The organism is Terasakiella sp. 4MB5A (genome assembly GCF_050058155.1).
GTDB classification, from domain to species: Bacteria; Pseudomonadota; Alphaproteobacteria; order Rhodospirillales; family Terasakiellaceae; genus Terasakiella; species Terasakiella halodenitrificans.
Genome location: NZ_CP188815.1, coordinates 22,528 through 47,072, shown reverse-complemented (window position 1 = coordinate 47,072; position 24,545 = coordinate 22,528). Strand labels below are relative to the sequence as shown.

Genomic DNA, 24,545 nt, shown 5'->3' with positions numbered 1-24,545 from the left:
TTAGGAAAATAGCAATATTAGGACAGAGGTGGTTAAAAGAATGAACCAAGTAAAGAGAAGACCTCATGCTCAAGCTAAGGCGGTTAATCCGTCCTTGTGGATTATGGCTACATTGACAGCACTGGGACTGTTGATTGCCATGATGGCGCAATCTCAGGCGCGTTCGGCACCTGAAAGTTTTGCGGATCTGGCTGAAAAACTGCTTCCCGCCGTTGTGAATATTTCGACAACGCAAACCGTCAATGCACATGGACAAATGCCGGAAGGCGTGCCTGATTTCTTCCGCGATTTTTTTGAACGTCGTGGCGGACAAATGCCGCAACCAAGTCCGCGTCGGGCAGCGTCATTAGGGTCCGGTTTTGTGATTGATGCAGAAAAAGGTTACGTGGTGACCAACAACCATGTGATCAAAGATGCAGAAGAAATCAAAGTGATCTTGCAGGACAATACGGAACTGAATGCCAAGTTACTGGGCAGTGATCCCAAAACCGATGTGGCATTGCTTCAGGTTGACATGAAAAAAGGCGTTAAATTATCGGCGGTCAAATTGGGTGATTCCGATAAAATTCGTGTCGGTGACTGGGTGGTTGCGATCGGTAACCCGTTTGGTTTAGGCGGATCTGTCACAGCTGGTATTGTATCGGCGCGGGGTCGCAACATTCAGGCAGGTCCTTATGATGATTTCATTCAGACGGATGCGGCTATTAACAAGGGGAACTCCGGTGGTCCGTTGTTTGATCTGGATGGAAATGTAATCGGGATTAATACGGCGATTTATTCCCCCAGCGGCGGGTCTGTCGGGATCGGTTTTTCCGTTCCGTCCAATATTGCGAAAAATGTCATCGCCGATTTGGCAGAATATGGGCATACCCGCCGGGGTTGGTTGGGTGTGCGTATCCAAAACGTATCCGCAGAAATTGCGGAAAGTCTCGGCCTGGAAGAAGCAACCGGGGCCTTGATTACCAGTGTTGCCGATAATGGGCCTGCGCAAAAAGCCGGTATGGAAAAGGGTGATGTCATCCTGAAATTTAACAACAAGGATGTCTCGGAAATGCGCAAATTACCGCGTATCGTAGCAGAAACCGAAGTTGGAAAATCTGTTCCGGTGGAAGTTTGGCGCAAAGGCAAAATCGTTAAATTGAAAGCTAAAGTCGGTGAACTGGAAGTGGCTGAAAAGAACGGTAATGTTGAAAAACCGAAATTCGCCAAAACGTCTGCTACAGTTGAAGAACTTGGTTTGTCGTTGAGTAGCCTGAATGATGAAATGCGCGCTCGTTTCAATCTGCCGGAAGAAGCCAACGGCGTGATTATTCTGGATGTGGATAATGATGGTCCTGCGGCTGAAAAAGGTTTGCGCGCTGGTGAATTGATTGTTGAAGCCAGTCAAAAAGAAGTCACAAGCCCGGATGAGGTCAAACAGGCTGTTCAAAAGGCAATGAAGGATAATCAAAAATCATTGTTGTTACTGATTGATGGCGAAGAAGGCTTGCGATTTGTCGCTGTAAAGTTGGAAAAATAAACACGATAAGAGTGATGGTTAGAATTGAAGGCCGGGTACGTAATGTATCCGGTCTTTTTTTAGGTATATACGAGTGTGACAAAAATATTTAGTTGTTTATAGGTGGATCTTTTTTGCGTAAAAGTAGAATTAAATGTTAGATTAGAGAGAAGGTAGCAACCTATAATAATAAAAAATTGGCGCAAAACAGGTGAATGATGGATTTCATTGTTAAAAATAGCCGGGCAATTCGCAAGTCTGTTATTGTTTTGGCTGCCTTATCCATTTTATCGGTGTTTGGATATGTTTTTGAAGCGGAACGCCGTTTTGAAGCGGTGTCAGATGTGTTGTCCAGACGTTTGTCAGCTTCGACAGAGACAGTAAGCTTACTCAGTCAACTTTCTGCAGAAATCGGTTATGGCGGTTTTATCCATAATTTCAAAAATTATGTTTTGCGCCGTGACGCCATTTATTTTCGACAAGCAGAAGAAAATTATAAAAATGTTCTGGTTCTTTTGGACAAGCTGGAAATCTATGCGGTGAGTTCAGAAGACGTTGCGGTCTTACGTGACATTAAACAGACGTTGGGTGAATATGTAACACATCTTCATCAATTGGGTGAAGACATGTCTATTCTTCAGGATGACCAACGTGTGCGGGTGGATGATCGTCAAGCGATTTCTGCAATCAGACATTTATATAATATGGTAGAAAACCTGAGTGAAAAAACGCTCTAAGACGCACTTGTCAAACAGGATGAGGCACACGATTTTATTAAATTAGGTTTCTTTTTAGTTTTATTTATTTCAATTGTTGCTTCTTTTCTACTTGTTTTGATTAAAAAGCTTGAGGCAAAAACGAGACTGGCTGCATCTGCAAATGAGGCAAAAGGGCGTTTTCTATCGACCATGAGTCACGAAATTCGTACGCCTTTAAACGGTATGCTGGGGTTGGTCCAACTTTTGAATCGCAAACAATTTACGAAGGAAGAAAAACATCATTTGGACCTGATCCAGTCGTCTGGCGAAATGCTTCTGGACATTCTTAACGACGTTCTGGATATGAGTAAAATTGAAGCCCATGAATTGCGTCTGGAGATAATTTCCTTTGATGTGGAAAAGTTACTGCTAACCACAACTGATTTTTATAAAAATGTTGCCAGTGAGAAAGGGTTGATTGTCAATTACCGGAGTGATTTGCCAGAAGGTTTATATTTGAATGGCGATCCGACAAAAATCCGTCAGGTCTTGTCCAATATTCTTGCAAATTCTGTCAAGTTTACAGAGGTTGGCAGTATTAATGTTTCTGCAGAATGCGAGATTATAAGCGAAGCTGAAAAAGGGGATGTTTGTTATCTTCATATTCGTTTGACAGATACCGGTATCGGTATGGATGCAGATGGTTTAAGTCATCTTTTTGAAAAATTCACACAAGCAGATAGCAGCATAAGCCGTAAGTATGGGGGAACGGGGCTTGGGATGGCGATTGTTAAGGAACTGTGCGAATTGATGAACGGAACGATTGAAGTTGATTCTGTTTATGGCGAAGGAACAAGCTTTAAAATTAATTTCCCCATGATGATGTCTTCAGATGAGGAAATTCAAAATTTACAAGAACCGCGCGAACAAGAAATGATTGAGTCTTTTCAAAGCCTTGAGGTTCTTGTGGCAGAAGACAATATGGTGAATGCAGTGGTTGCCCGAGGATTTCTTGAAAATCTGGGAATAAATGTTCGTGTGGCACATGATGGGGCCGAAGCTGTGAGAATGTTTGATCAGCAGCAACCGGATCTTATTTTGATGGATGTGAATATGCCGATTAAGGATGGTATTCAGGCAACACGTGAAATCCGGCAAAAGGAAAATGGACAGACACTTCCTATTTTGGCGTTAACAGCAGATGCGTTTACCGAAACACGGGAAAAATGTATAGAGGCCGGTATGAACGGAACCGTTCCCAAACCTTTTTCATTCGATTTGCTGCGAAATACGATATACGATATAGTTAAACATAAGGATTAGGTTTAGGGGAAATCAATCTGTTGTGGGTTGCGTTGGGCGTAATCTTGTACACTGCGTCCTTCACTGTCTTTTGCGCCTACGTTTGCCCCATATTGCAGCAGAAGATCAACCGTTTCCTGTGAGGCATTTTCAGCGGCATACATCAATGCGGTTCGGGCATTAAAACGCAAATCCCCAGTTGTTTTTTTGGTTGTTACATTGGGATCAGCGCCTTTTTCAAGAAGGAGGCGGAGCGCTTCTTTCCTATCGAATTGGGCAGCGGTCATCAGGGCAGTTTTGCCGATATCGTCTGTTTGCTGGTTCCCTATATCCTGTTTTAGAAAATAGGCGAGCATATCGGTATGGAAAACGGCGAAGTGAAGTAAAGGGGCCTGTTTATTGCTATATAACCAGATTGATGTATTTGGTTGTTGTCGCTCAAGTGTCGGTAACCCTTTTTCCCATTCATCAATTTGATAAAGACCATTTGTAATTTTCCGAATTATGTCAGTGGTGGGTTGGCCTGTCAAAAGGGCATAGCGCAAACTGCTGTTAAGACATTTAATTTGATCCCATTTCCCTTCAAATGCCAGTGACCAAAGAGCTTTGAGCGCAGCTTCCTTTGCTGTGTTCCGTTCCATATGGTGATGAGTTTGATAGTAACGGGCCATGTCACGCTCGGCCTGTTGGAAAAGCATTTTTGATTTTTGAAACTTCTGCCAGTTCCAAGGGCTCATTAACGCCCATTTTTCCAAGGGGTAACGACAGTCTTTTGATTGTGGTGCGGGGCTTAATTCATTGGGGAACAGGGTAATCCGGTCCCATGTCAGGCTATCTGATCGGGCATGGGCAAACCGGATGGTGCCGTCTTGTCCATAATTACCACTGAACCGATCAATGAATTGTGCATATTGAGATAAGCTTTGTGGGAGGTGCTTTCGAAATTTTGCGCAGTCCGTACGCGGAAAATATAAATCCATACTGCTGCCAAAAACGGGTTCGGACACATTTTTTAAGTTGGGATATTTCAGAACGCGTTCACAAGGAATGACAAGATCTTCTGTCATCAAATCAATCCGACCATCCCCGGCAACAGATAGAAAACGCAGCCATTTCACAAGACTGTCGATGCGGCCGTCATAAGGTGTGGGTTGTTCAACGACATCCTGAAAGAATTCAAAAAACCCTTGATTGCCACCTTTTTGGCGAACCTGACGTTCTAAATCCGAGAAAATAAGCTGAATTTCAGAAATGATTTGTGGTGTCGGTGGCGATTGGCTCCCCAGATCAAGGGCGCGTTGCAGCTGTGCTTGGAATTTTTCGGCTTGGGGGCGCTCGGCTGCCATGCCTGTTGTGGTTAAGGGAAACAGCAGACATAAAAACAAAAGTGCCCCGATCGTGCACTTAACAGATAAACGCATTCAGGGCACCTTATCCTTATATCAAGACGATTAACACGTCAGGTTTTGTTCCAGATGGTGTTCTACATCGCGCAAGGAGGGAAAGGTCACGCAGCGTTTGTCAAAACGGGCGAGGTCGGCTTTTTCAATGCGCTTGATAGCACGTGATAACGTTTCGCCTTGTACACCCAAAGCCAGTGCAAGTTCGGCCCGTTTTAAGGGAAGATTTAATTCGGCACTGCCATTGGCGCGTTCTTTGCCGAATAAAGGCAAGAGTTTTACCGTCATGAATTTCAAGAGGCGTTCGGATAGGTTCATGCTTGCAGAAGAGATCATTTCTTCACGGGCATTGAAAATATCGCGTGTGCAGCTGTTGACCATGGCTTGGCGAACTTTTTCATCGCGTTCAATCAGGCGGGCGGCATCTTCTTGGGTGATTTGGCAAAAACAGCAATCGCGCAAGGCCAGCGCCGTGCAGGTATGGCGTCCACCTTCCAAAGAAGATCGATAGCCGAAAGCTTCGCCCGGGACGACCAGACGGGGCGCAAACATGGCACCGCGCGAATCGACCATTGTAATCATCACGATCCCGGAGATCAGGTTATAAATCCCGGAGGCCTCGTCGCCTTGACGGAAAATCGGTTCACCGGCATGTACATAATGGATTTTCTTGCGCGCCGTTGTGGTGCATGTCTCCGGTTTGGAGGCATCGCGCAATTGATCGGTGCCGGAAAAGCCACATTGGTGGCAATGAATATTGGAATGCAGTGCGTCCATAAATCACCTAACCTTTCTGGCCCCTTAAATAACATAACCGGGATCGTAAATCATTTACTCTTGTCAATTTGTGAAGCCTAATTTGTATTTTTTCAATTTCGCAGGTGATTTTTTGCCAAGGGGATTGTTTTTCATGACAATAGAATATTGCTCAGCCCCCAAACAGTTGCTAAGTTCGTCGCACTGTTTGGGAAGAGGAATATAAAATGAGTGACGATACAGTAAAATATCTTCTACCGGAAAACCGCATTCCGAAATCGTGGTACAATATTGTAGCCGATTTACCGGAAATGCCGGCGCCGGTTTTGCATCCGGGGACAAAACAACCGGTGGGGCCGAGCGATCTGGAACCTCTCTTCCCCATGTCGATTATCGAACAGGAAGTGGCGACCGAGCGTGATATCGAAATCCCCGAGCCGGTCCGCGAAGTTTATAAACAATGGCGTCCAGCCCCGCTTTATCGCGCACGCCGTCTGGAAAAGGCGTTGGGCACGACTGCCAAAATTTTCTATAAATACGAAGGCGTTAGCCCGTCTGGTTCACACAAGCCCAATACATCTGTACCGCAGGCTTTTTATAACAAAGAAGCCGGCATTACGAAACTGACGACAGAAACAGGGGCGGGCCAATGGGGTTGTTCCTTGGCATTTGCAGCTTCCTTGTTCGGGCTTGATGTCGATGTTTATATGGTGAAGGTGTCCTATGGTCAGAAACCATACCGCCGTGCCTTGATGGAAACTTATGGCGCGCGTTGCGTCCCGTCCCCGTCTATGGAAACCGAAGCCGGTCGTAAAATTCTGGCAGAAGACCCGGAAAGCCGTGGCTCTCTCGGCATTGCAATTTCCGAAGCGGTTGAGCTGGCCGCGCAGCGTGACGATACCAAATATGCATTAGGGTCTGTTTTAAACCACGTTCTGTTGCACCAAACCGTTATCGGGATTGAGGCAATGGAACAAATGGAAATGGCGGACGCTGACCCGGATGTGGTTATCGGTTGTGCCGGTGGCGGATCCAACTTCGGCGGGATTGCGTTCCCTTATATCGGGCGGAACCTGCGTGAAGGCAAAAATACGCGTATTTTGGCGGTGGAACCTGCGGCCTGCCCGACGCTGACACGCGGAACCTTTGCGTATGATTTTGGGGATACGGCGCAACTGACACCGTTGACCAAGATGCATACATTGGGCGCATCCTTCATGCCGCCGGGGTTCCATGCCGGTGGTTTGCGTTATCACGGGATGTCACCGCTAGTCAGCCATTGTAAAGAACTCGGCCTGATGGATGCGATTTCTTATAATCAGGTGGAATGTTTCAGCGCAGCTGTTCAGTTTGCCCAAGCTGAGGGCATCGTTCCGGCCCCAGAATCCAGCCATGCAGTTAAGGCGGCAATCGCCGAAGCATTGGATGCGAAGGAAAAAGGCGAAGAACGCACCATCTTGTTCTGCCTGTCCGGTCACGGTCATTTCGATATGCAAGCCTATACGGATTTCTTCGACGGAAAACTGGAAGACAAGCAATATGACGAAGCTGCTTTACAGACCGCTTTGTCAAAATTGCCGAATGTCGGTTAAGATATTGTAAGCTAAAAAGAAATAGCCCCTGTCCAAGGCAGGGGCTATTTATATTTTGGAAGTCTGCTTTATGGCAAAGTCGTTATCGGTGACGGCCTTTATCATGCTTGTCGTTTTGGCGATGATGTGGGGGTCCAGTTTTACTTTTATTAAAATTGCATTGGGGGCATTTGGCCCGCTGACGATTGCGGCTGGACGGATCACCTTGGCGGCGGTTGTTTTGTGTAGTCTTGCCCTGTGGCGACGTGAACAATTCCCGCGCGAACGCACGGTCTGGGTTCATTTGTTCTGGCTGGCGATTTTGGGTAATGCGGCCCCGTTTTTCCTGATTAGCTGGGGCGAACATAATGTTGATAGCGGCATGACGGCGGTTTTGATGTCCACCATCCCGCTTAGTGTGCCGATTATGGCCCATTTCTTTACCGATGATGAAAAACTCACACCTTATATGGTGGCGGGTGTTTTTATTGGATTTAGTGGCCTGTTGGTTCTGGTGGGGCCAAGTGTTCTTTATGGGCTGGGGCAAGATGTCATCAGTCAGGGTGCGATTGTGTCGGCAGCTTTGTGTTACGGTGGGGCCTCACTGGTCGCCCGGCGTTTATCACATATGCCGTTTATGGTGGTGGCAGCCGGATCCATGTCGATTGCGACCTTGATGATGGCCCCGATGGCCTTGTTGCTTGAACAGCCGTGGCAGGTGGAACCGCAATTGATGGAAATCGTGTCGATTGTCTATCTCGGTCTGTTTCCGACGGCACTGGCTAATATCTTGTTGTTGCAGGTTATTAACAGCAGTGGGGTCAGTTTCCTTGCGTTAAATAATTATCTGGTGCCGGTTTTTGGTATCGCGATTGCGGCGTTGACTTTGGGTGAGGCTGTCCCGCCGGAAATGCTCAGTGCGCTTGGTATTATCTTTGTCGGCATTTTTGTCAGTAACATGAAACGTAAAAGCGGCTGATTTTATCGGATGAATTTGATATCCTTTGTCGATCATCATGAGGACAGGTGGATGCGTCGCAAGGGCCATATCGTCAATCGTTATCGCCGTAAACTTTCCAATCAAGGGAAAGATGCCCCGCTTTTTGCCGATAATCTGCCGCGATATGATGTGGCACGCAATGCAGATACCCTGATCAAGCTTGTGCAGATGAACCCCTATAACAAGATCATTCTTGAACGTATGCATATGTTGAATGCAACCGATTGCTGGCTGGTATCAGGTTGTTTGTTCCAGACGGTGTGGAATGTGGTGGAAGGGCGCAATCCGTGTGCGGATATTCTGGATTATGACCTCATTTATTTCGACCCCGATCAAAGCCGGGAAGCTGAAGAGGTCGTCGCCTTGCGTGTGCAGGCACTATACAGCGATCTGGATATTAAAATTCAGGTGAAAAATCAGTCACGCGTGCATTTATGGTATGAACCGAAATTCGGGCAACCTTACCCGGAACTGACCCATGCTTGCGAATCTTTACATTATTATCCATCCAAGGTTCAGGCGATTGCGTTGCAAGGGCGTGGCGGGTCGCGCATTTCCTATGACGCGCCTTTTGGGTTTGAAAATCTGTTACGTATGATCGTGCGCCCTAATCATGCGTTGGAATTCCCCGATATTTACGAGGCAAAAACCAAACGCTGGAAAAATATCTGGCCAAATCTTACCGTGCATGCGTGGAAATAATGGGGGAACAGAAGAAAGCGCCCGCAAAACGATGGGGCTTGTGGTTTGTTGTTGTCTTATTTCTTGTCCTGACGGGCACAGGCGTGTTGGGCTATGTACAGCGCATTGAACTGGCCTACTGGGCGGTTGAAAAAGCGGCACAACAACTGGGACTGAAAGGGCATCGTCTCAAGATTGACCGCTTGGATTTTACTGGTTTTGAATTACACGATGTTCACCTTGGACCGGATGTCTCTTTAAAACAGGTGAAGGTTGAATATTCCCTTGTTAACGTGTTGAAGAGCCGTATTGACAAGGTGATTTTGTCCGGTGTTGCCGTGGATGTCAGTGCCCCGGACACAGGTTTTTTGGGGTACCTTCAAACATTGCTGCAAGGAAATGCGACGGCTTCAGAAACAAATATCATACTTCCAGAAATAATCATTACTGATGCGGTAATTGCAGGTAAAAAAGAGGATATATCGCTTAATCTTCAATTAAGTGGAAAGATATCCCCGGATTTATCAGGTGAATTGCAGGTAACAGGAAAAGGCGGCTATCAGGCCTTTGAGATGCAGGATATATCCCTTGATCTTTCTTTAGTGAAGGATGCCGAGGCGATTTTGTTCAAGGTTAAACAGGCCCGTTTTCTGGATCGTCAAAAAGATATGTTGCTACGTCCCTTTATGGTCACAGGGGATGGGCGGTTTCAGGTAGTTGCACAAAGGGCGGTATTTTCCTTGAATATATCAGACAAGGATAAAGCTGTTGTGATGGATATGGAGGGGCAGGCCGATCTGGTTAATCGTCTGGTTCAGGCAGATGTCAAAGTTGGTGATATCACATTTTCCCCCACAGGCATGCAACCGGATGATCTCAGTCCTTTGGCAGAGTTGCCGCAAAAACTGGATGCAACGCTTGGATTATCCGCGCAGTTAGAGTGGCAGGATGAGGCGGCAAAATTAACGGGTGATCTTGCGGTTAAGCAGGCCCGTTTTGCGATCCCATCTGAAAAAGAACCTACGGTGGTGGTTGCAGGCGGGGTTGGTTTTACCGTGTTTCCATTAACGCAAAGTGGGATGCTTGATATCACAAAACTATCACTGCGCCATCAATCGACACCGGCGCTGTTTCATCCCCTGTATATCCAAAGCAAGGCCCGTTTACACGAAGATGGGCAACTTTCTTTTGAGGGCGCGGTCATGCTGGATAAATCGACCCCTGTACGGATTCTTACGGGGAAAGGGGATTATGATGTTCCGGCCCGCCGGGGGCAAATGGATGTCCGTGTTCCCGTTCTTGATTTTTCGCCTGCCGGGTTAAAGCCAAGTGATATCAGCCCGCTTTTTGCTTTGTTAAGTCGTGTCAGCGGTAAATTTTCTGCCTTTTCTCGTTTGGATGTGGTCGGGGAACAATTATCGGGTTGGGCGGATATATCGGTTGCGAAGATGTCGTTTGAAACCGATACGGTCCAGGTACGTGATATAACGACTGATTTGGTGATTGATAATATCTGGCCGCTCCGAACCAAACCGCAACAAGTCGTCACAATTGGGGAAGTTGACAGTGCTGTAAAGTTGGATCACCCCCGTCTGGTGTTTACGCTAGAGGGGCAGAAATTTTATATGCACGACTTTCAGACCGGGATTATGGGGGGAACGGCGCATATTGACGAAACTGTATTTGAAACAGATACAGACAAACATGATGTTGTTTTGAACTTGAAGAAAATTGAATTAGGCCGGCTTTTCCGTCTGATCGCTTTGGATGGTTTAAGTGGCACAGGTCAGTTGAGCGGGCAACTGCCGATCCGGTTGAAAGGCCAAGAAATTAATGTGCAGGATGGTTTGTTGGAAAGTGTTGGTGGCGGGACGTTACATTTTGAATCACAAAAAGCCCGCCAAGCGTTGGCAGGTGCAGGCGAACAGGTGGAATTGTTGCTGAATGTCTTGACTAATTTTCACTATGAACGTCTTTCTCTGCGGATTAACCAACGCGCCGGGCAAAATGCGATTCTTAATTTAAAAATTGAAGGAAAAAACCCTGAGGTGATGAACGCGCGGCCCTTTAACCTCAATATTAATCTGGAAGCCAATCTGGATCGTATTCTTGGAACGGTGCTGGAAGGCTATCGCTTGTCAGACCGGGCAATTCGCGCTACCGTTGGGAATGAACAATGATTAAACGAGAGGCCGACGTGATGATCCATCGTCATTCTTTGGGCGGGCTTTGCCTTGCTGCACTGCTGGGGCTGAATGCTTGTACCCCGACGGTACAAGTCGCTGCACCGTCGGAACCGATTACCATCAATCTGAATATCAAGCTGGATGCTGATGTTCGTTTGAAACTGGAAAAAACCGCTACCAACGATATCAAAGAAAATCCGGAGGTCTTCTAATGTCTGCACTCGTAAAAGCGAACCGTTTCTGGAAGCTGTCCGTTCTTGTCATCCTGTTGGGTGGTTTTTTGCTTGTCGGCATGGGGCAGGCACAGGCGCAGTCTTTGGATGATTTACGTGCCAGTGGTCAAATGGGCGAAGCCTTTGATGGCTATGCGCGTGCACGTGCGCAATCTGTGAAAGCTATTGTGGATGATATTAACGCCAAGCGCCGCACTATTTATCAGGACCGTGCCAAGCAACAAGGGATTTCTGCGGCTCAAGTCGGTCAGGTCTATGCCGCAAAAATTATTGAAAAAGCCCCAGCAGGAACGTGGTTGCTGTCTGCGGACGGGTCATGGCGACAAAAATAAGGCAGTGACCTTTTTTTGGTTCTTGCCGATCTGGTTTATAAGACGGCTTTCGGGCGAACTAAAAGTTTGCGCACATATTCAATGAGCCAAGAACCTTTTAAACTGGCAACTCCGGCAATTGTAATCGCAGCACCCAAAATTTGAATGCCGTTCAGGGTTTCCCCTAAAATCAACCATGCGGCAATAACAGTTAAGATCGGACCAGTCAGGGTAATCAAGCTGGCTTGAGTTGCCCCGCATCGTTTAATGCCTTCAAACAACATGAAGAAGGGCAAGACAGTACATAAGGTGGCAATGACGGAACCCCACAACACACCTTCAAGTGGGAAAGTCAGATTGTTGAGGTCGGTACTCAGGGGGATGACAACCAGCATAACGCCCAAGGTAATGGTGCCGGATGCCGCCGTGAAGCGAACGGAACCCAATGTCTTCATAATTTGTTGGCTGGCAATCAGATAAAGGGCGTATGTGAAGGCCGATCCCATCGCCCATCCAGCGCCCATCCAGTCAAAATTTTCAAAACCTGCCAATCCATTTGGGGCCATAACAAGGGCAATGCCGGAATATGTGGTTACAAACACAAACCATTGATGCGCACTTGGGGCCTTTTTATTCAAAAATGCGTTGATTAACATGACCAGCATGGGGAATGTGAACAAAATCAGCCGGGAAACACTGACGCCGATCTTTTCAATGGCTGTAAAATCACAATAGGTGGCAAAAAAGAACATTAACCCGGCAAAGCTACAGGATTTCCACTGCGCCCAGCTTAAAGGCGTGGACCTGCGGGCCAACATATAAACGCCGAGCCAGAATAAGGGGACCGCAATAAAAAAACGCAGCAGGAGAAGCGAGTCGACTGAGATACCCGCCATATAAGCAAACTTTGCGAAAACGCCTTTAAACGAAAGCGCAATGGTTGCCATAAAGACAAAAAAGATAGCAACGGGTTCGGTCTGTTGATCTGACATGATCGTACTGTCCTGTACTGGGGGGCTTGTAACTATAATATAGTTTAGATACGCCTTGTCGTGACATAATCCAATTTCAATAATATACTAAAAGATATTAAATTTTGTTATATCTGGGTCGTGATGGATATTAAGCAACTGCGTATTTTTTTGAATGTGGCGGAAACGGGATCATTTTCTGAAGCGGCGAAACGGTTGAATGTGACCCAACCCGCCCTGAGTCGCCAAATCCGTTTATTGGAAGAAGACAGCGGCAGTCCTTTGTTTATTCGCACTGGGCGGGGGGTCAGATTAAGCGAGGCCGGTGAAAAAATGTTGCCGCGCGCGCGTTTGTTGATCGAAGAAATAGAACGCCTGCGCATGGATATGACGGCCTTTGCCGGTGAATTGCATGGTCGGGTTCGCCTCGGCTTACCCCCAAGTGTGGGCAGCGTGCTGGCTGGTCCTGTCGTCGAACGTTTTCATCGTGAATATCCCAATGTGAAATTACGGGTGACCCAACTGTTAAGCGGGGCTTTGCAGGAAAGTTTGCTGAATGGCCGTCTGGATATTGGAATTTTATTTGAAGGGAACGTGAGCCCGGCCCTGCGCAGCCAACCTTTATGGTCGGAAAGATTGTTTTTTATTACCACGCCGCATGAACACTGGCGGGGTGTGGAAATGATTGATTATGCCGATTGTCTGTCTCATCCCTTTATTTTACCGGGTCCAAAACATGGGTTGCGAGATGTGCTGGAACAAGCGGCAAGGAAAATTGATAAACGCCTGAATGTGGTGGTGGAAGCAGAATCGCTGGCTGTACAAATGGAACTGGTTTGTCGTGGATTGGGCTGTACGATTTTGTCGTTTGAAGCCTGTAAAAATCATATTGATGCCGGTCGATTAATCGCGATTCCCATCATGAACCCCGATATAGAACGGGTGTGCAGTCTGGTTTGGTCACGCGATTATCCTCTGACACGGGCAGCGCATGCCATGGCAGATGTTATTACCGATATTGCGAGTGATATGTTTGGGGCTTAGGTCTTAAGTGCTTTTCAACCAGGCTTCAATCATATTGCGTGCAATACTATCCCGGCTTGGTAACAGTTTGCCGATGTTGCGGAAGGCCAGCAGGTCGTCGCGGGTAAACCATTGGGCATCACTGAGTTCGTTTGGGTCAATATTGATGTCATAAGTTTCTGCCGTGGCATAGAAGCCTAACATCAGGGAAGTTGGAAAGGGCCAGGGTTGGGATCCGGCATATTCGACAGCACCAACTTGAATGCCGGTTTCTTCCATAACTTCGCGTTTGACAGCTTGTTCCAGTGTTTCCCCCGGTTCAACAAATCCGGCCAGTGTGGAATACATCCCCGATTTAATGCGTTGATGGGTGGCTAATAAACATTTTTCATCATCATGTACCAACATAATCACGGCTGGGTCGGTACGGGGGAAATGTTCGAGTGCACAGTCTGCATTGCTGCATCGCCGGACATGCCCGGCTTGTTCCATATGGCTGGGATGTCCGCAATGTCCGCAAAATTGATGGCGTTTGTGCCAAAACATCAAACCACGGGCGTAGGCGCACCGTGCGGCTTGTTCGCGTTCCGCAATTGGTCCGGCCCGGCGTAAATCTTCAAAAACAAATTGGGTGCCTAGCGGCGTTAGAATGTCATTTTCGGGAAAGAGAGAAAGATCCAGAACAAAATAATCTTTCCCTTTTGCATGTCCGAGATAGGCCCATGGCGGATTTTTTTGCAACCAACCTGTAATGGTTTCTTTTGTTAAAAGGGCGGGGCGATAAATGTCGTTAATATGGGTAAAGAGATTGCGGTCTTGATGCAGGATCAAAAAAGAGGAGTCGGGTTTATGGAAGGCCTCTTCAAGCCAGACAGGGTCTGTGCGCAGGTGCGCTTGGCGGTCAAGCTCACCTGTGGTGTAAAAAAGATCGTCAGAGGTCAGTTTCATAAAGTGTCCTGTTTGGAAAAACGGTTTATAACCCGAGAGATTTTTTTATCTTGGCCCACACGCCTTGCGGTGGGGCTGGTTTTTTCTTCTTTTTTACGGGCACTTGACCACCTAAAGGGCGTGGGTGACGTTTAGCACCGGATTTTACGACATTGGGGTTTGTATAGGAATGGAGCACTTTAAACCCGCCACCGCTGATATCGTAGTAAACAATGCGTTCAATGGATGGAATGATTTTGCAGCGTTTTTCTGCGTCTTCCTGTGCAGCTTCCTTACAATCGATATCGTTGGACATAACCATTTGCCCGTCTTCGATCTTCTGTCCAGGCTTGCAAATATAGATTTCGACGGCGTCGACCATTTTATTTGACCTTGTTTTTTGACGTAATGGGTATGGTAGGTTCAGATTTCCCTTGAAGTCAATGCCAACAGGGTATAGAAACCGCGCTTGAGAGGTTGGTGCGGACGAGCTCCTCGCCAACCCGGTCAGGTCCGGAAGGAAGCAGCCGTAACGAGTTTTCGGCTCGGGTCGTATTCAACCTCTCACCTCTTGCTTGATTTTCCAATATAATCTACTGGAAATATCGCCTCTTACATATAGTAGGCGTAGTAAAGCAAACCAGACCCCAAAATCATGCGATAGATGAAAAACGGTGTAAAAGATGCTTTGCGTAACCATGCCATCATAATCGCAATGGCGATCAAGGCAGCAATGCAGGATAGTCCAGCGGCAGTCAGGGCGTCGTTTGTCAGTTGGGCATTACCGCTTTGATACAACTCCAGCCCTTTTAATGTACCGGCCCCTAAAATGGCGGGAATGGACATTAACATGGAAAAACGGGCCGCATCGACGCGCTCATACCCTAAAAAACGTGCTGCGGTGATTGTGATACCGGAACGTGATGTGCCCGGGATAAGGGCAAGGCATTGTGCCAAACCAATAAGAAGCGCATCAACGGCGGTTGTATGTTCGACTCGACGGATTGTCAGGCCGATTTTATCAGCAACATATAGAAGAAAACCGAATCCAAGCGTAGTCCAGCCGATAACTTCAACGGTGCGATATTCGTCTCCAATGTATTCATTGAGGAAATAACCTGCTGCGAGAACAGGCAAAGTTGCAAGTACGACCAGTGCGGCAAGTTTGGCACCTGGGTCGCGCCGACCTTTGGAAAAGCGGATCACGCCGCGCAGCATATGCCAGATGTCGCGCCAGAAATAAATCATTACAGCCCCTAATGTGCCGACATGGACGGCAACATCCATGAGCAACCCTTGGTCGGGCCAGTCACCAAAAACGGGGACTAAAACCAAATGACCAGAAGAACTGATAGGTAGAAATTCTGTGATTCCCTGCACGAGTGCGAGAACGAGTATGTGAAGTTCAGTCACGTTTTCCCCCAAGAGAGGTATTTTGCTTGTTGTTCAACCCTGTATAACACGTCTGGATTCGAGGCCCAAAACTAAAAAATAGTACCATTATGGTACAAAATGATGAAAAGCAAGGTTTCGGCGAGGGGGACGAAAGGGGCCGCCGCCTCATATTTTTTAACATATAAGTCAGTAAAGCTGACCTATATTTATTTTTTTCCTTGAAATCTGCGTTATTTTATCGCATACCATGCATCCGGGCTCCTTAATGTGAGGGGTTTGGCATGGGGATGTCTAAATTAAAGGCAGCTCTGACAAGGAAAAAAGACTAACCCGAAAACGAGGGATTGGAGAGACTGATGGCTGAAAAAATGATGCAGTTCGTCAATATCGGGCAAAACTACCCGGACAAACGCACTGCTGAAGAACGCAAAAAAGATTTCAACGAGATTTATGCGCGCTTCACCATCGAAAAAGCACAGGAACAAGCATCACGCTGTGAACAATGCGGTATTCCTTATTGTTCTGTGGCTTGCCCTGTGAATAATAATATTCCTGACTGGTTGCGCCTTGTGGCTGCGGGCCGTCTGGAAGATGCGTATCATACGTCACAGGAAACCAATACCCTGCCAGAAATTTGTGGACGGATCTGTCCGCAGGACCGTCTGTGTGAAGGCCTCTGTGTGTTGGAACAGTCTGACCATAATGCGGTTACCATCGGTGCGATTGAAAAATTCATTACTGATAATGCCTGGGAACAAGGTTGGGTCAAGCCGCCGCAACCGTTGAAAGAACTGGGTCAAAGCGTTGGTATTATCGGGGCTGGTCCCGCAGGTATGGCCGCCGCTGATCGTTTGCGCCGTAAAGGATATGAGGTCCATGTCTATGATCGTCATGACCGCGTTGGTGGTTTGATGGTTTATGGTATTCCGGGTTTCAAACTGGAAAAAGATGTGGTGGAACGTCGTGCCAAATTGTTGGAAGACGGCGGGGTCACTTTCCATATGAATTTTGAAGTGGGCAACGATGCGTCTTTGAAAGAACTTCGCGCCAAACATGATGCCGTTTTGATCGCCGTGGGTGTTTATGCCGGCCGTAAACTAGAGGCACCAGGTGCGGATCTGGAAAATATTTTCCCGGCGATGTATTTTCTGACAGCCAGCAACAAAAAAGGCTTTGGTGATAAGGTTGAGGCATTTGAAAACGGTACGTTGAACGCGGAAGGCAAAAATGTTGTTGTCATCGGTGGTGGTGATACGGCGATGGACTGTGTACGTACATCTGTTCGTCAAGGTGCCAAGTCTGTGACCTGTCTTTATCGTCGTGACCGTGCCAATATGCCGGGGTCACAGCGTGAAGTGGAAAATGCTGAAAAAGAAGGCGTAAACTTCCAATGGCTGTCTGCACCGAAATCTTTCAAAGGTTTGGGCAAAGTTCAAAAAGTTGAAGCTGTTTCCATGCATTTAGGATTTGCCGATGCGTCTGGTCGTCAAAGCGTTAAGGAAATTGCCGGGTCTGAATTTGAACTGGATGCTGATATTGTGATTGAAGCATTGGGTTTTGAGCCGGAAGATATCCCCACGTTGTTTGGTGAACCTGATTTGGCCGTAAGCCGCTGGGGCACAGTGGAAGTAAATAAAAAAACGTGGATGTCCAATCTGGATGGCGTTTTTGCCGCCGGTGATATCGAACGCGGTGCATCTTTGGTTGTCAGCTGTATTAAAGACGCCCGTGACGCATCCGATGCCATTCATAAATACCTCCGTACACAAGCGCGCGCAAACGCAGCTGAATAATAGGAGGCGAGAGAGAGAAAATGACCAATAATTACGTATCAGAATATCAACGCAACGCCCGTTTTCTAGCTGAAAACGGCATGTATGATCCCTCTTTCGAAACGGCAAACTGCGGTGTCGGTTTGGTGGCTTCTATTGATGGAAAACCAAATCGTGAAGTTCTGCGTCACGCCTTTCAGGCAACGCGCGCACTGGATCACCGTGGGGCTGTTGATGCCGATGGTAAAACAGGTGATGGCGCTGGTATCCATGTGCAGATCCCGCAGGAATTTTTCAAACGCCATATTCGCCGCACGGGTCATGAGCCGGAAGAAGGAGCCTTGGCGGTTGGTCAGGTTTTCATGCCGAAAACTGATTTCGGTGCGCAGGAACGGTGTCGTTGTATTGTTGAAGCCGAAGTTCTGAAATATGGCTATCGCATTTATGGATGGCGTCAGGTTCCGGTAAATATTGAAGTCATCGGTGAAAAAGCCAACGCAACGCGTCCGGAAATCGAACAGATCATGATTGCCAATACCCTTGGTAAAACCAATGATGATTTTGAAAATGATCTTTATGTCATTCGTCGCCGGATTGAGAACAAATGTTTGGCGGAAAATCTGACAGAATTTTATTTCTGTTCCCTGTCTTGTCGCAGTGTCATTTATAAAGGCATGTTCATGGCGGGTGAGATTACCGAATTCTACCCGGATTTGAATGACGAACTTTTCGTTTCCAACTTTGCGATTTATCACCAGCGTTATTCGACCAACACGTTCCCGCAATGGCGGTTGGCGCAACCGTTCCGCATGATTGCGCATAACGGTGAGATCAACACAATTACCGGGAACCAAAACTGGACGAAAGCACACGAAACCTGCATGGCGTCGCCTGTATTTGGCGCGCATATCGAAGATGTGAAGCCGTTGGTTGCCAATGGGTCTTCTGACTCTGCGGCCCTTGATGCGGTTTGGGAAATTCTGGTTCGTGCAGGACGTCCGGCGCCGGCGGTAAAAGCCCTGATGGTTCCTGAGTCCATCGGTCAAAACGCCTTGATGCCGAAAGAACATGAAGACCTGTTTGCCTATTGTAACTCGGTTATGGAACCGTGGGACGGCCCGGCTGCGATTTGTGGAACGGATGGTCGCTGGATTGTTGCGGGCCTAGACCGTAACGGCCTGCGTCCGCTGCGTTATTCCATCACAGGTGATGGTATTTTGCTGGTTGGTTCTGAAACCGGCATGTCTGAAATTGATGAGTCCAAAGTCGTTGAAAAAGGCCATGTGCGCCCCGGTGGTATGATCGGTGTAGATTTACATGAAGGTAAATTCTTCCATGACCGCGAGCTTAAAGACTGGACAGCGGCCCGTCAGCCTTATGGCAAATGGGTGGACAATATTGTCAAAGTTGACCAAATCATCAAGGCAGATTCCCCCAAACCTTGCCCGTGGCCGGAAGATATCCTGATGCAACATCAGCAATTATACGGCTTCACGCAGGAAGATTTCGAATTGATCCTGCGCCCGATGGTGGAAACCGGTCAGGAAGCCACAGGTTCTATGGGCGATGATACGCCGCAGGCTGTCTTGTCTGATAAATACCGTGGCTTGCATCACTTCTTCCGTCAGGCGTTTTCGCAAGTGACGAATCCGCCGATTGACAGTTTGCGCGAAACCCGCGTGATGTCTTTGCGCACGCGTTTGTCTAACTTGGGCAACGTGTTGGATGAAAGCCCGGATCAGTGTCAGGTTGTTCAGTTGGAATCACCGTTCCTGACCTCTACAGAATTCCACGCCTTGAAAAACTATTTGGGCGAAGATGCGGTTGAAATTGATTGTACGTTCAAGCCGGGTAAAGAAACCCTGCGCGAAGCCATCGAACGCATCCGCCACGAAGCGGAAATGTCGGTTCGTGGTGGGAAAAAACATATCATCCTGACTGATGAACATACTGGTAAGGACAAAGCGCCGATCCCGATGATTTTGGCTGCCGGTGGTGTGCACAGTTATCTGGTACGTCAACAATTGCGGACCTTTACTTCTGTGAACGTGCGTTCTGCCGAAGCGTTGGATGTACAGTATTTTGCGGTTTTAATCGGCGTCGGTGCAACCACTGTTAACGCTTATATGACCGAAGAAGCGATTGCCGTTCAACATGCCAAAGGTATTTATGGTGATCTGCCGTTTGAAAAAGCGGTGGAAAATTATAAGAAAGCCATCAACAAGGGCTTGCTGAAAACCATGTCTAAAATGGGCATCGGTGTTATCAGTTCTTATCGCGGTGGTTATGCGTTTGAATCGGTTGGATTGTCGCGTTCTGTTGTGGCGGATTTCTTCCCGGGTATGACCTCACGGATTTCCGGTATCGGGATCAAAGGTCTGGAAGATAAAATTCTGGAAATGCATGAAAAGGCATATTCCGAAGCCACACCTTTACCGCAAGGCGGTTTTTATCGTTACCGTGCTGATGGTGAGCGTCACGCCCACGATCCGTTGTTGATCCATAAGCTGCAGGAAGCTGTGGCGACCGAAAGCTATTCCACCTATCGTGAATATGCCAATGGGGTGAACGGCCGCAAACCGATGATGCTGCGTGATTTATTGGATTTCCAATCTGATCGGGACAGCATTTCTACGGACAAAGTGGAATCGATCACGGAAATTCGTCGTCGTTTGTGTGCGCCGGCGATTTCAATCGGTGCCTTGTCGCGTGAAGCACATGAAACACTGGCCATTGCCATGAACCGGATCGGTGCGAAATCCAACTCCGGTGAAGGTGGGGAAGATCGCGAACGTTTCACACCGCGTAAAAACGGTGACAATGCGAACTCTGCGGTGAAGCAGGTGGCATCTGGTCGTTTCGGTGTGACAGCGGAATATCTGAACAACTGTCAGGAGTTGGAAATCAAGGTGGCCCAAGGGGCAAAACCAGGTGAAGGCGGACAGCTGCCGGGCTTCAAGGTAACGCTTGAAATTGCCAAGCTGCGTCACTCCACACCGGGTGTGACCCTGATTTCACCGCCGCCGCATCACGATATTTATTCCATCGAAGATTTGGCGCAGTTGATTTATGACTTGAAACAAATCAACCCGATTGCACGTGTGTGTGTGAAACTGGTTGCCCGTTCCGGTGTCGGGACGATTGCAGCCGGTGTTGCCAAGGCGGGTGCGGATACCATCCACATTTCCGGTTATGATGGCGGGACGGGTGCATCGCCGCAGTCTTCCATTAAATATGCCGGTTTGCCATGGGAAATGGGCCTGTCTGAAGTCAATCAGGTTCTGACGTTGAACAAGCTGCGCCACCGTGTGAAGCTGCGCACAGATGGCGGTTTCCGTACAGGTCGTGACGTGGTGATTGCCGCCATGTTGGGGGCTGAGGAATTCGGCATCGGCACAACATCGTTGATTGCGATGGGCTGTATTATGGTTCGTCAGTGTCATTCCAACACCTGTCCGGTCGGCGTTTGTACACAAGATCCTGAACTGCGTAAGAAATTTACCGGTTCTGCGGCCAAGGTGGTCAACCTGTTTACGTTCATTGCCGAAGAAGTCACTGAAATTCTTGCGTCGCTTGGATATGAAAAGCTGGAAGACGTCATCGGTCGATCTGATCTGTTGACGCAGGTTGGTCGTGGTCGTGAAAATCTTGATGATCTTGATTTGAACCCGCTTCTGGCGCAGGCCGATACAGGCGATACACCACGTTTCTGCACATTGACAGAACGTAACCCTGTACCGGATACGCTGGATGCGCAAATCATCAAGGATGCCAAGAATGCCTTGGAAGGCGGCGAGAAGATGCAGCTTTTCTACACGGTCAAAAACACGCACCGTTCTGTGGGAACACGCACCAGCTCGATCATTACCCGTAAGTACGGCATGACCGGGTTGGAGCCGGACCACCTGACCGTTCGTATGCGCGGTTCTGCCGGTAACTCGCTGGGGGCCTTCACAGTGCAGGGCTTGAAGCTGGAAATCTTTGGTGATGCCAACGATTATGTGGGTAAAGGTCTGTCTGGCGGGACGATTGTTGTGCGCCCGATGGTATCCAGCCCGCTGAAATCGAACGAAAACACCATTGTCGGTAACACCTGCCTGTATGGCGCAACGGCTGGTAAGTTGTTTGCTTCTGGTCAGGGCGGGGAACGCTTTGCGGTTCGTAACTCCGGTGCGACGGCAGTGGTTGAAGGTATCGGGTCAAACGGTTGTGAATATATGACCGGCGGCACCGTGGTTGTTCTGGGGGAAGTCGGGGCGAACTTTGGCGCTGGTTTCACAGGCGGCATGGCCTTTGTTTACGACGAAGACGGTACATTTGAACATCGTGTGAACCCGGATAACGTGATTTGGCAACGTATTGAAGTCGATCACTATGAAAACCTTTTGAAAGGTTTGATCCGTGAATACGTGAAAGAAACACATTCTCAGTATGCAGAACAAATTCTGCAGGATTGGGAAATGGAGAAAGGCAAGATCTGGCAAGTGGTGCCTAAGGAAATGATCGACAAGCTCGACATTGCAGTTACCAAGGAGGCAGCTATTAAAAAGACGGCCTGATCCATATAGAGCATTTTATTTAACGCAAATACGTCGTTGCAGGTTGTGTCAACCTGCTCGGGATTTGCTCTAGAATTCGCACATATGTGCGAGCAGAGGCTCAAGTTACATCTCTCTCGTGACTTGATTGCTAGGGTGGAATTCGTTTCATCCGACCGAATGTCTGATTTCAGACATTCATCCCTAACCAAAACTTGGCGGAGCTTTTTAGGAAGCTTCGCCTTTTTTTACTTTCGAGGGTAATATTGTTATTTATGGTTGAGTTACTTGTGAAAAATGACCTTTTTTGATCTATATGCTGTATTTGCTCTTTTAATGCAGTGCGAAATTCGCTATCCCAAGTTCTCTATTGTGCAATAAACCCCCTAGACGAGCATGAGACGACTTTATCACCTTCCCTTTGATGCCTTGTCGCGCAAGGTCCGTATTTTACTTGCGGAAAAAAAACTCGCGTTTACCTGTGTGCATGAACCGGTTTGGGAACGTCGAGAAACTTTCTTGGCCCTAAACCCGGCTGGCGAAGTTCCGGTTCTGGTTGAGCCGGAAGGTAAACCCATCTGGGATGATCATGCTATTTGTGAATATCTTGAAGAAGTTTATCCCGAACATAATATGCTGGGGACGACACCGGATCAACGGGCTGAGGTTCGCCGGCTTGTTGCGTGGTTTGATAAAAAATTTGCACAAGAAGTGACCCGCAATCTGGTTGGGGAAAAGATTACAAAGCGTTTTATTGCCGGGGCAACGCCAAACTCAGGGGCTATTCGAGCAGGTAAACAAAACGTCCATTATCACTTGGATTATATCGGCTATCTCAGCGATCAACGCAATTGGCTGGCGGGCGAAAACCTGTCTTTGGCGGATATATGCGCGGCAGCACATATTTCGGCGGTGGATTATCTAGGCGATATCCCTTGGGCCGACCATCCCGGCGCGCAAGCCTGGTATGCCCGTTTTAAATCTCGCCCTTCCATGCGTGATATTCTCAAAGACAACGTCAGCGGCATCCCTGCCGCCCGCCATTACGCCGATCTGGATTTTTAATATCCTGTTTACTATAGGTAATATTACTTATATTGTTTACTTCTTTTTAAAAATGGGGAAGTAGGATGAAACTTGTCAAGATTGTTGCGGTATTGGGGCTTGTCTCACTGATAACAGCTTGTTCCGGTACGGTTAAAACGATGCCGGAAAATAGCTCTTATAAATATAATGGCGAACAATACAGCGTTGTTGCAGTCTCTCTTGCGCAGGCAAAAATTTCTGATGAAGGATCTTTTAATGCGGAAGTGTTTAAGACAACATTGGAGAACGCGTTAAAAGAACAAGGTTTAATGACTGATGGGCAAAAAGCAACGCTTCAAGTAGATTTGAAAAATGTGAATCTACGCTCGCAAGGGGCAGCCGTTCTATTAGGTTTTCTCGCGGGTTCTGATACAATTGAAGGAACGGTAACGTTGCTGGATGCAAATAATCAGATATTAAATAAATTCGACGTTGATGCGAGTTACGCCGCTGGAGGTTTCATTGGGGGCCAAGACGGAACACGTATGGACTGGTTGTATGCTAAATTTGCCGAACTCACATGGCAAACCATCAAAGGTTCGTGATTTAGTTAGGGATAAAAGGGAAGAAATCTTAGGTGTTTTCTTCCCTTTTGACTAAGATACACTGTGAAAATGATAGGCTTGAGGTAGGCTGAGGTTTTGTGTCATGCGACCGAGCCATTCCAGTTCCTGTTGTATATGAAAAAGCTGCCTGTCGGTTTTGATTTGGGCCCTTTGGGATTTTAAGGGGCAATTGGTGCATTGGTTTTCAAGGCAGTTGAGTTGGCAGTTATAAAAACCGATGAGTTCCTCGACAACTTTGGCGCAAATGGTTTGCGGTAAATTTTCAACGAAGGTAGATTTTAAAGATAACGTGGTATCACGCATGCGTTGATTGTTGGGCATAGGGCGTTTCATTAGGTTGAAAAAAGTACGGATGCCAACGCCTGTGATAGAAAAATATGTCTCGTTTCCGGCGTCCAGTTTGACGACGCAGGCACTGTCTAGTAGTCGTTCCAGCGTGGTTTCAATAACTTCGATTGTTGGTTGCCATGTGGGTATATCGAGCATGCGAATAGCAGCCAGCAAGCCATTGAGATTGCGCGCATCGTCAAACAAAAAACCGAGAACGCACAGATCGGAAATGTCATTCATTTCCAGAATTTCCAGACGTTGATGGAGGTTGTGCAAGAAAGACATGATTGGCACCCATTTA

The 24,545-nt window shown here is 47.6% G+C and carries 21 protein-coding genes and 1 other RNA gene; 15 read left to right on the top strand and 7 right to left on the bottom strand.

The features are described from left to right. Positions 1–40: 40 nt before the first annotated feature. The 3 genes from ACI0FF_RS00210 (at position 41) to ACI0FF_RS00200 (ending at position 3,519) form a co-directional block, all read left to right on the top strand. The gene (locus ACI0FF_RS00210; protein WP_419798162.1) at positions 41–1,519 is read left to right on the top strand and encodes a DegQ family serine endoprotease; all 1,479 of its coding nucleotides are present in this window, start codon (positions 41–43) and stop codon (positions 1,517–1,519) included. Between the two features lie 194 nt (positions 1,520–1,713). After that, positions 1,714–2,235 (top strand): hypothetical protein, encoded by a 522-nt coding sequence (locus tag ACI0FF_RS00205; protein WP_419798161.1) that lies wholly within the window; start codon positions 1,714–1,716, stop codon positions 2,233–2,235. 171 nt (positions 2,236–2,406) lie between these two features. Beyond that, on the top strand, positions 2,407–3,519 hold the full coding sequence (locus tag ACI0FF_RS00200; RefSeq protein WP_419798160.1) for a response regulator: 1,113 nt from the start codon (positions 2,407–2,409) through the stop codon (positions 3,517–3,519). Between the two features lie 2 nt (positions 3,520–3,521). On the opposite strand, the gene ACI0FF_RS00195 is transcribed toward ACI0FF_RS00200, so the two are convergent. Next, complete coding sequence (locus tag ACI0FF_RS00195; RefSeq protein WP_419798159.1) at positions 3,522–4,919, bottom strand: ankyrin repeat domain-containing protein; 1,398 nt, start codon at positions 4,917–4,919, stop codon at positions 3,522–3,524. A 30-nt stretch (positions 4,920–4,949) separates the two neighbouring features. Then, positions 4,950–5,675: a Crp/Fnr family transcriptional regulator gene (locus ACI0FF_RS00190; RefSeq protein WP_419798158.1), complete on the bottom strand. Its 726-nt coding sequence runs from the start codon at positions 5,673–5,675 to the stop codon at positions 4,950–4,952. 206 nt (positions 5,676–5,881) lie between these two features. Here ACI0FF_RS00190 and ACI0FF_RS00185 point away from each other — a divergent pair, with 206 nt between their 5' ends. The 6 genes from ACI0FF_RS00185 to ACI0FF_RS00160 all read left to right on the top strand — a co-directional run bounded on the left by ACI0FF_RS00185 (position 5,882) and on the right by ACI0FF_RS00160 (position 11,657). Further along, positions 5,882–7,246, top strand: coding sequence for a TrpB-like pyridoxal phosphate-dependent enzyme (locus ACI0FF_RS00185; RefSeq protein ID WP_419798157.1), 1,365 nt, complete (start codon positions 5,882–5,884; stop codon positions 7,244–7,246). A 70-nt stretch (positions 7,247–7,316) separates the two neighbouring features. Beyond that, positions 7,317–8,204, top strand: a complete 888-nt coding sequence (locus ACI0FF_RS00180; protein ID WP_419798156.1) for a DMT family transporter — start codon at positions 7,317–7,319, stop codon at positions 8,202–8,204. 51 nt (positions 8,205–8,255) lie between these two features. Then, entirely contained in the window at positions 8,256–8,927 is a 672-nt protein-coding gene (locus ACI0FF_RS00175; RefSeq protein ID WP_419798155.1) for a nucleotidyltransferase family protein, read from the top strand. Next, the gene (locus ACI0FF_RS00170) at positions 8,927–11,086 is read left to right on the top strand and encodes an intermembrane phospholipid transport protein YdbH family protein (protein ID WP_419798154.1); all 2,160 of its coding nucleotides are present in this window, start codon (positions 8,927–8,929) and stop codon (positions 11,084–11,086) included. Before ACI0FF_RS00175 ends, ACI0FF_RS00170 begins: the two co-directional genes overlap by 1 nt. Continuing rightward, positions 11,083–11,304 (top strand): YnbE family lipoprotein, encoded by a 222-nt coding sequence (locus ACI0FF_RS00165; protein WP_419798153.1) that lies wholly within the window; start codon positions 11,083–11,085, stop codon positions 11,302–11,304. Before ACI0FF_RS00170 ends, ACI0FF_RS00165 begins: the two co-directional genes overlap by 4 nt. Further along, positions 11,304–11,657: a YdbL family protein gene (locus ACI0FF_RS00160; protein WP_419798152.1), complete on the top strand. Its 354-nt coding sequence runs from the start codon at positions 11,304–11,306 to the stop codon at positions 11,655–11,657. Before ACI0FF_RS00165 ends, ACI0FF_RS00160 begins: the two co-directional genes overlap by 1 nt. 35 nt (positions 11,658–11,692) lie before the next feature. On the opposite strand, the gene ACI0FF_RS00155 is transcribed toward ACI0FF_RS00160, so the two are convergent. Continuing rightward, positions 11,693–12,628 carry a DMT family transporter gene (locus ACI0FF_RS00155; protein WP_419798151.1) on the bottom strand — a complete coding sequence of 312 codons (936 nt, stop codon included), beginning with the start codon at positions 12,626–12,628 and terminating at the stop codon, positions 11,693–11,695. Positions 12,629–12,751: 123 nt separating this feature from the next. Here ACI0FF_RS00155 and ACI0FF_RS00150 point away from each other — a divergent pair, with 123 nt between their 5' ends. Continuing rightward, on the top strand, positions 12,752–13,651 hold the full coding sequence (locus tag ACI0FF_RS00150) for a LysR family transcriptional regulator (RefSeq protein WP_419798150.1): 900 nt from the start codon (positions 12,752–12,754) through the stop codon (positions 13,649–13,651). A gap of 3 nt (positions 13,652–13,654) precedes the next feature. Here ACI0FF_RS00150 and nudC read toward each other — a convergent pair whose 3' ends face one another. Together nudC and ACI0FF_RS00140 are read right to left on the bottom strand one after the other, a co-directional pair. Next, on the bottom strand, positions 13,655–14,578 hold the full coding sequence (gene nudC, locus ACI0FF_RS00145; RefSeq protein WP_419798149.1) for an NAD(+) diphosphatase: 924 nt from the start codon (positions 14,576–14,578) through the stop codon (positions 13,655–13,657). 25 nt (positions 14,579–14,603) lie between these two features. Continuing rightward, positions 14,604–14,939, bottom strand: coding sequence for a hypothetical protein (locus tag ACI0FF_RS00140; RefSeq protein WP_419798148.1), 336 nt, complete (start codon positions 14,937–14,939; stop codon positions 14,604–14,606). An 88-nt stretch (positions 14,940–15,027) separates the two neighbouring features. On the opposite strand from ACI0FF_RS00140, the gene ffs reads away from it, so the two are divergent. Next, positions 15,028–15,127, top strand: an RNA gene (gene ffs / locus ACI0FF_RS00135) — signal recognition particle sRNA small type. Between the two features lie 42 nt (positions 15,128–15,169). Here ffs and ACI0FF_RS00130 read toward each other — a convergent pair. Continuing rightward, on the bottom strand, positions 15,170–15,970 hold the full coding sequence (locus ACI0FF_RS00130) for an undecaprenyl-diphosphate phosphatase (protein WP_419798147.1): 801 nt from the start codon (positions 15,968–15,970) through the stop codon (positions 15,170–15,172). A gap of 338 nt (positions 15,971–16,308) precedes the next feature. Between ACI0FF_RS00130 and ACI0FF_RS00125 the strand changes: the two genes are divergently transcribed. The 4 genes from ACI0FF_RS00125 (at position 16,309) to ACI0FF_RS00110 (ending at position 23,893) form a co-directional block, all read left to right on the top strand. Next, the gene (locus ACI0FF_RS00125; RefSeq protein ID WP_419798146.1) at positions 16,309–17,745 is read left to right on the top strand and encodes an NAD(P)-dependent oxidoreductase; all 1,437 of its coding nucleotides are present in this window, start codon (positions 16,309–16,311) and stop codon (positions 17,743–17,745) included. A gap of 20 nt (positions 17,746–17,765) precedes the next feature. Continuing rightward, positions 17,766–22,283, top strand: a complete 4,518-nt coding sequence (gene gltB / locus ACI0FF_RS00120; protein ID WP_419798145.1) for a glutamate synthase large subunit — start codon at positions 17,766–17,768, stop codon at positions 22,281–22,283. A 375-nt stretch (positions 22,284–22,658) separates the two neighbouring features. After that, the gene (locus ACI0FF_RS00115) at positions 22,659–23,327 is read left to right on the top strand and encodes a glutathione S-transferase family protein (protein WP_417819308.1); all 669 of its coding nucleotides are present in this window, start codon (positions 22,659–22,661) and stop codon (positions 23,325–23,327) included. 65 nt (positions 23,328–23,392) lie between these two features. Beyond that, entirely contained in the window at positions 23,393–23,893 is a 501-nt protein-coding gene (locus tag ACI0FF_RS00110; RefSeq protein WP_419798144.1) for a DUF4410 domain-containing protein, read from the top strand. A gap of 51 nt (positions 23,894–23,944) precedes the next feature. On the opposite strand, the gene ACI0FF_RS00105 is transcribed toward ACI0FF_RS00110, so the two are convergent. After that, complete coding sequence (locus ACI0FF_RS00105) at positions 23,945–24,529, bottom strand: hypothetical protein (protein WP_419798143.1); 585 nt, start codon at positions 24,527–24,529, stop codon at positions 23,945–23,947. Positions 24,530–24,545 lie beyond the last annotated feature (16 nt).

Bases quoted from the DNA above. Each gene is read 5' to 3' on its own strand.
- ACI0FF_RS00155 (WP_419798151.1), bottom strand. From the start codon at position 12,628: ATGTCAGATCAACAGACCGAACCCGTTGCTATCTTTTTTGTCTTTATG.
- nudC (WP_419798149.1), bottom strand. From the start codon at position 14,578: ATGAAACTGACCTCTGACGATCTTTTTTACACCACAGGTGAGCTTGAC.
- ACI0FF_RS00110 (WP_419798144.1), top strand. From the start codon at position 23,393: ATGAAACTTGTCAAGATTGTTGCGGTATTGGGGCTTGTCTCACTGATA.
- ACI0FF_RS00200 (WP_419798160.1), top strand. From the start codon at position 2,407: ATGAGTCACGAAATTCGTACGCCTTTAAACGGTATGCTGGGGTTGGTC.
- ACI0FF_RS00210 (WP_419798162.1), top strand. From the start codon at position 41: ATGAACCAAGTAAAGAGAAGACCTCATGCTCAAGCTAAGGCGGTTAAT.
- ACI0FF_RS00205 (WP_419798161.1), top strand. From the start codon at position 1,714: ATGATGGATTTCATTGTTAAAAATAGCCGGGCAATTCGCAAGTCTGTT.
- ACI0FF_RS00180 (WP_419798156.1), top strand. From the start codon at position 7,317: ATGGCAAAGTCGTTATCGGTGACGGCCTTTATCATGCTTGTCGTTTTG.
- ACI0FF_RS00175 (WP_419798155.1), top strand. From the start codon at position 8,256: ATGCGTCGCAAGGGCCATATCGTCAATCGTTATCGCCGTAAACTTTCC.
- ACI0FF_RS00185 (WP_419798157.1), top strand. From the start codon at position 5,882: ATGAGTGACGATACAGTAAAATATCTTCTACCGGAAAACCGCATTCCG.
- ACI0FF_RS00170 (WP_419798154.1), top strand. From the start codon at position 8,927: ATGGGGGAACAGAAGAAAGCGCCCGCAAAACGATGGGGCTTGTGGTTT.
- ACI0FF_RS00115 (WP_417819308.1), top strand. From the start codon at position 22,659: ATGAGACGACTTTATCACCTTCCCTTTGATGCCTTGTCGCGCAAGGTC.
- ACI0FF_RS00190 (WP_419798158.1), bottom strand. From the start codon at position 5,675: ATGGACGCACTGCATTCCAATATTCATTGCCACCAATGTGGCTTTTCC.
- ACI0FF_RS00140 (WP_419798148.1), bottom strand. From the start codon at position 14,939: ATGGTCGACGCCGTCGAAATCTATATTTGCAAGCCTGGACAGAAGATC.
- ACI0FF_RS00150 (WP_419798150.1), top strand. From the start codon at position 12,752: ATGGATATTAAGCAACTGCGTATTTTTTTGAATGTGGCGGAAACGGGA.
- ACI0FF_RS00165 (WP_419798153.1), top strand. From the start codon at position 11,083: ATGATTAAACGAGAGGCCGACGTGATGATCCATCGTCATTCTTTGGGC.
- gltB (WP_419798145.1), top strand. From the start codon at position 17,766: ATGACCAATAATTACGTATCAGAATATCAACGCAACGCCCGTTTTCTA.
- ACI0FF_RS00195 (WP_419798159.1), bottom strand. From the start codon at position 4,919: ATGCGTTTATCTGTTAAGTGCACGATCGGGGCACTTTTGTTTTTATGT.
- ACI0FF_RS00125 (WP_419798146.1), top strand. From the start codon at position 16,309: ATGGCTGAAAAAATGATGCAGTTCGTCAATATCGGGCAAAACTACCCG.
- ACI0FF_RS00105 (WP_419798143.1), bottom strand. From the start codon at position 24,529: ATGTCTTTCTTGCACAACCTCCATCAACGTCTGGAAATTCTGGAAATG.
- ACI0FF_RS00160 (WP_419798152.1), top strand. From the start codon at position 11,304: ATGTCTGCACTCGTAAAAGCGAACCGTTTCTGGAAGCTGTCCGTTCTT.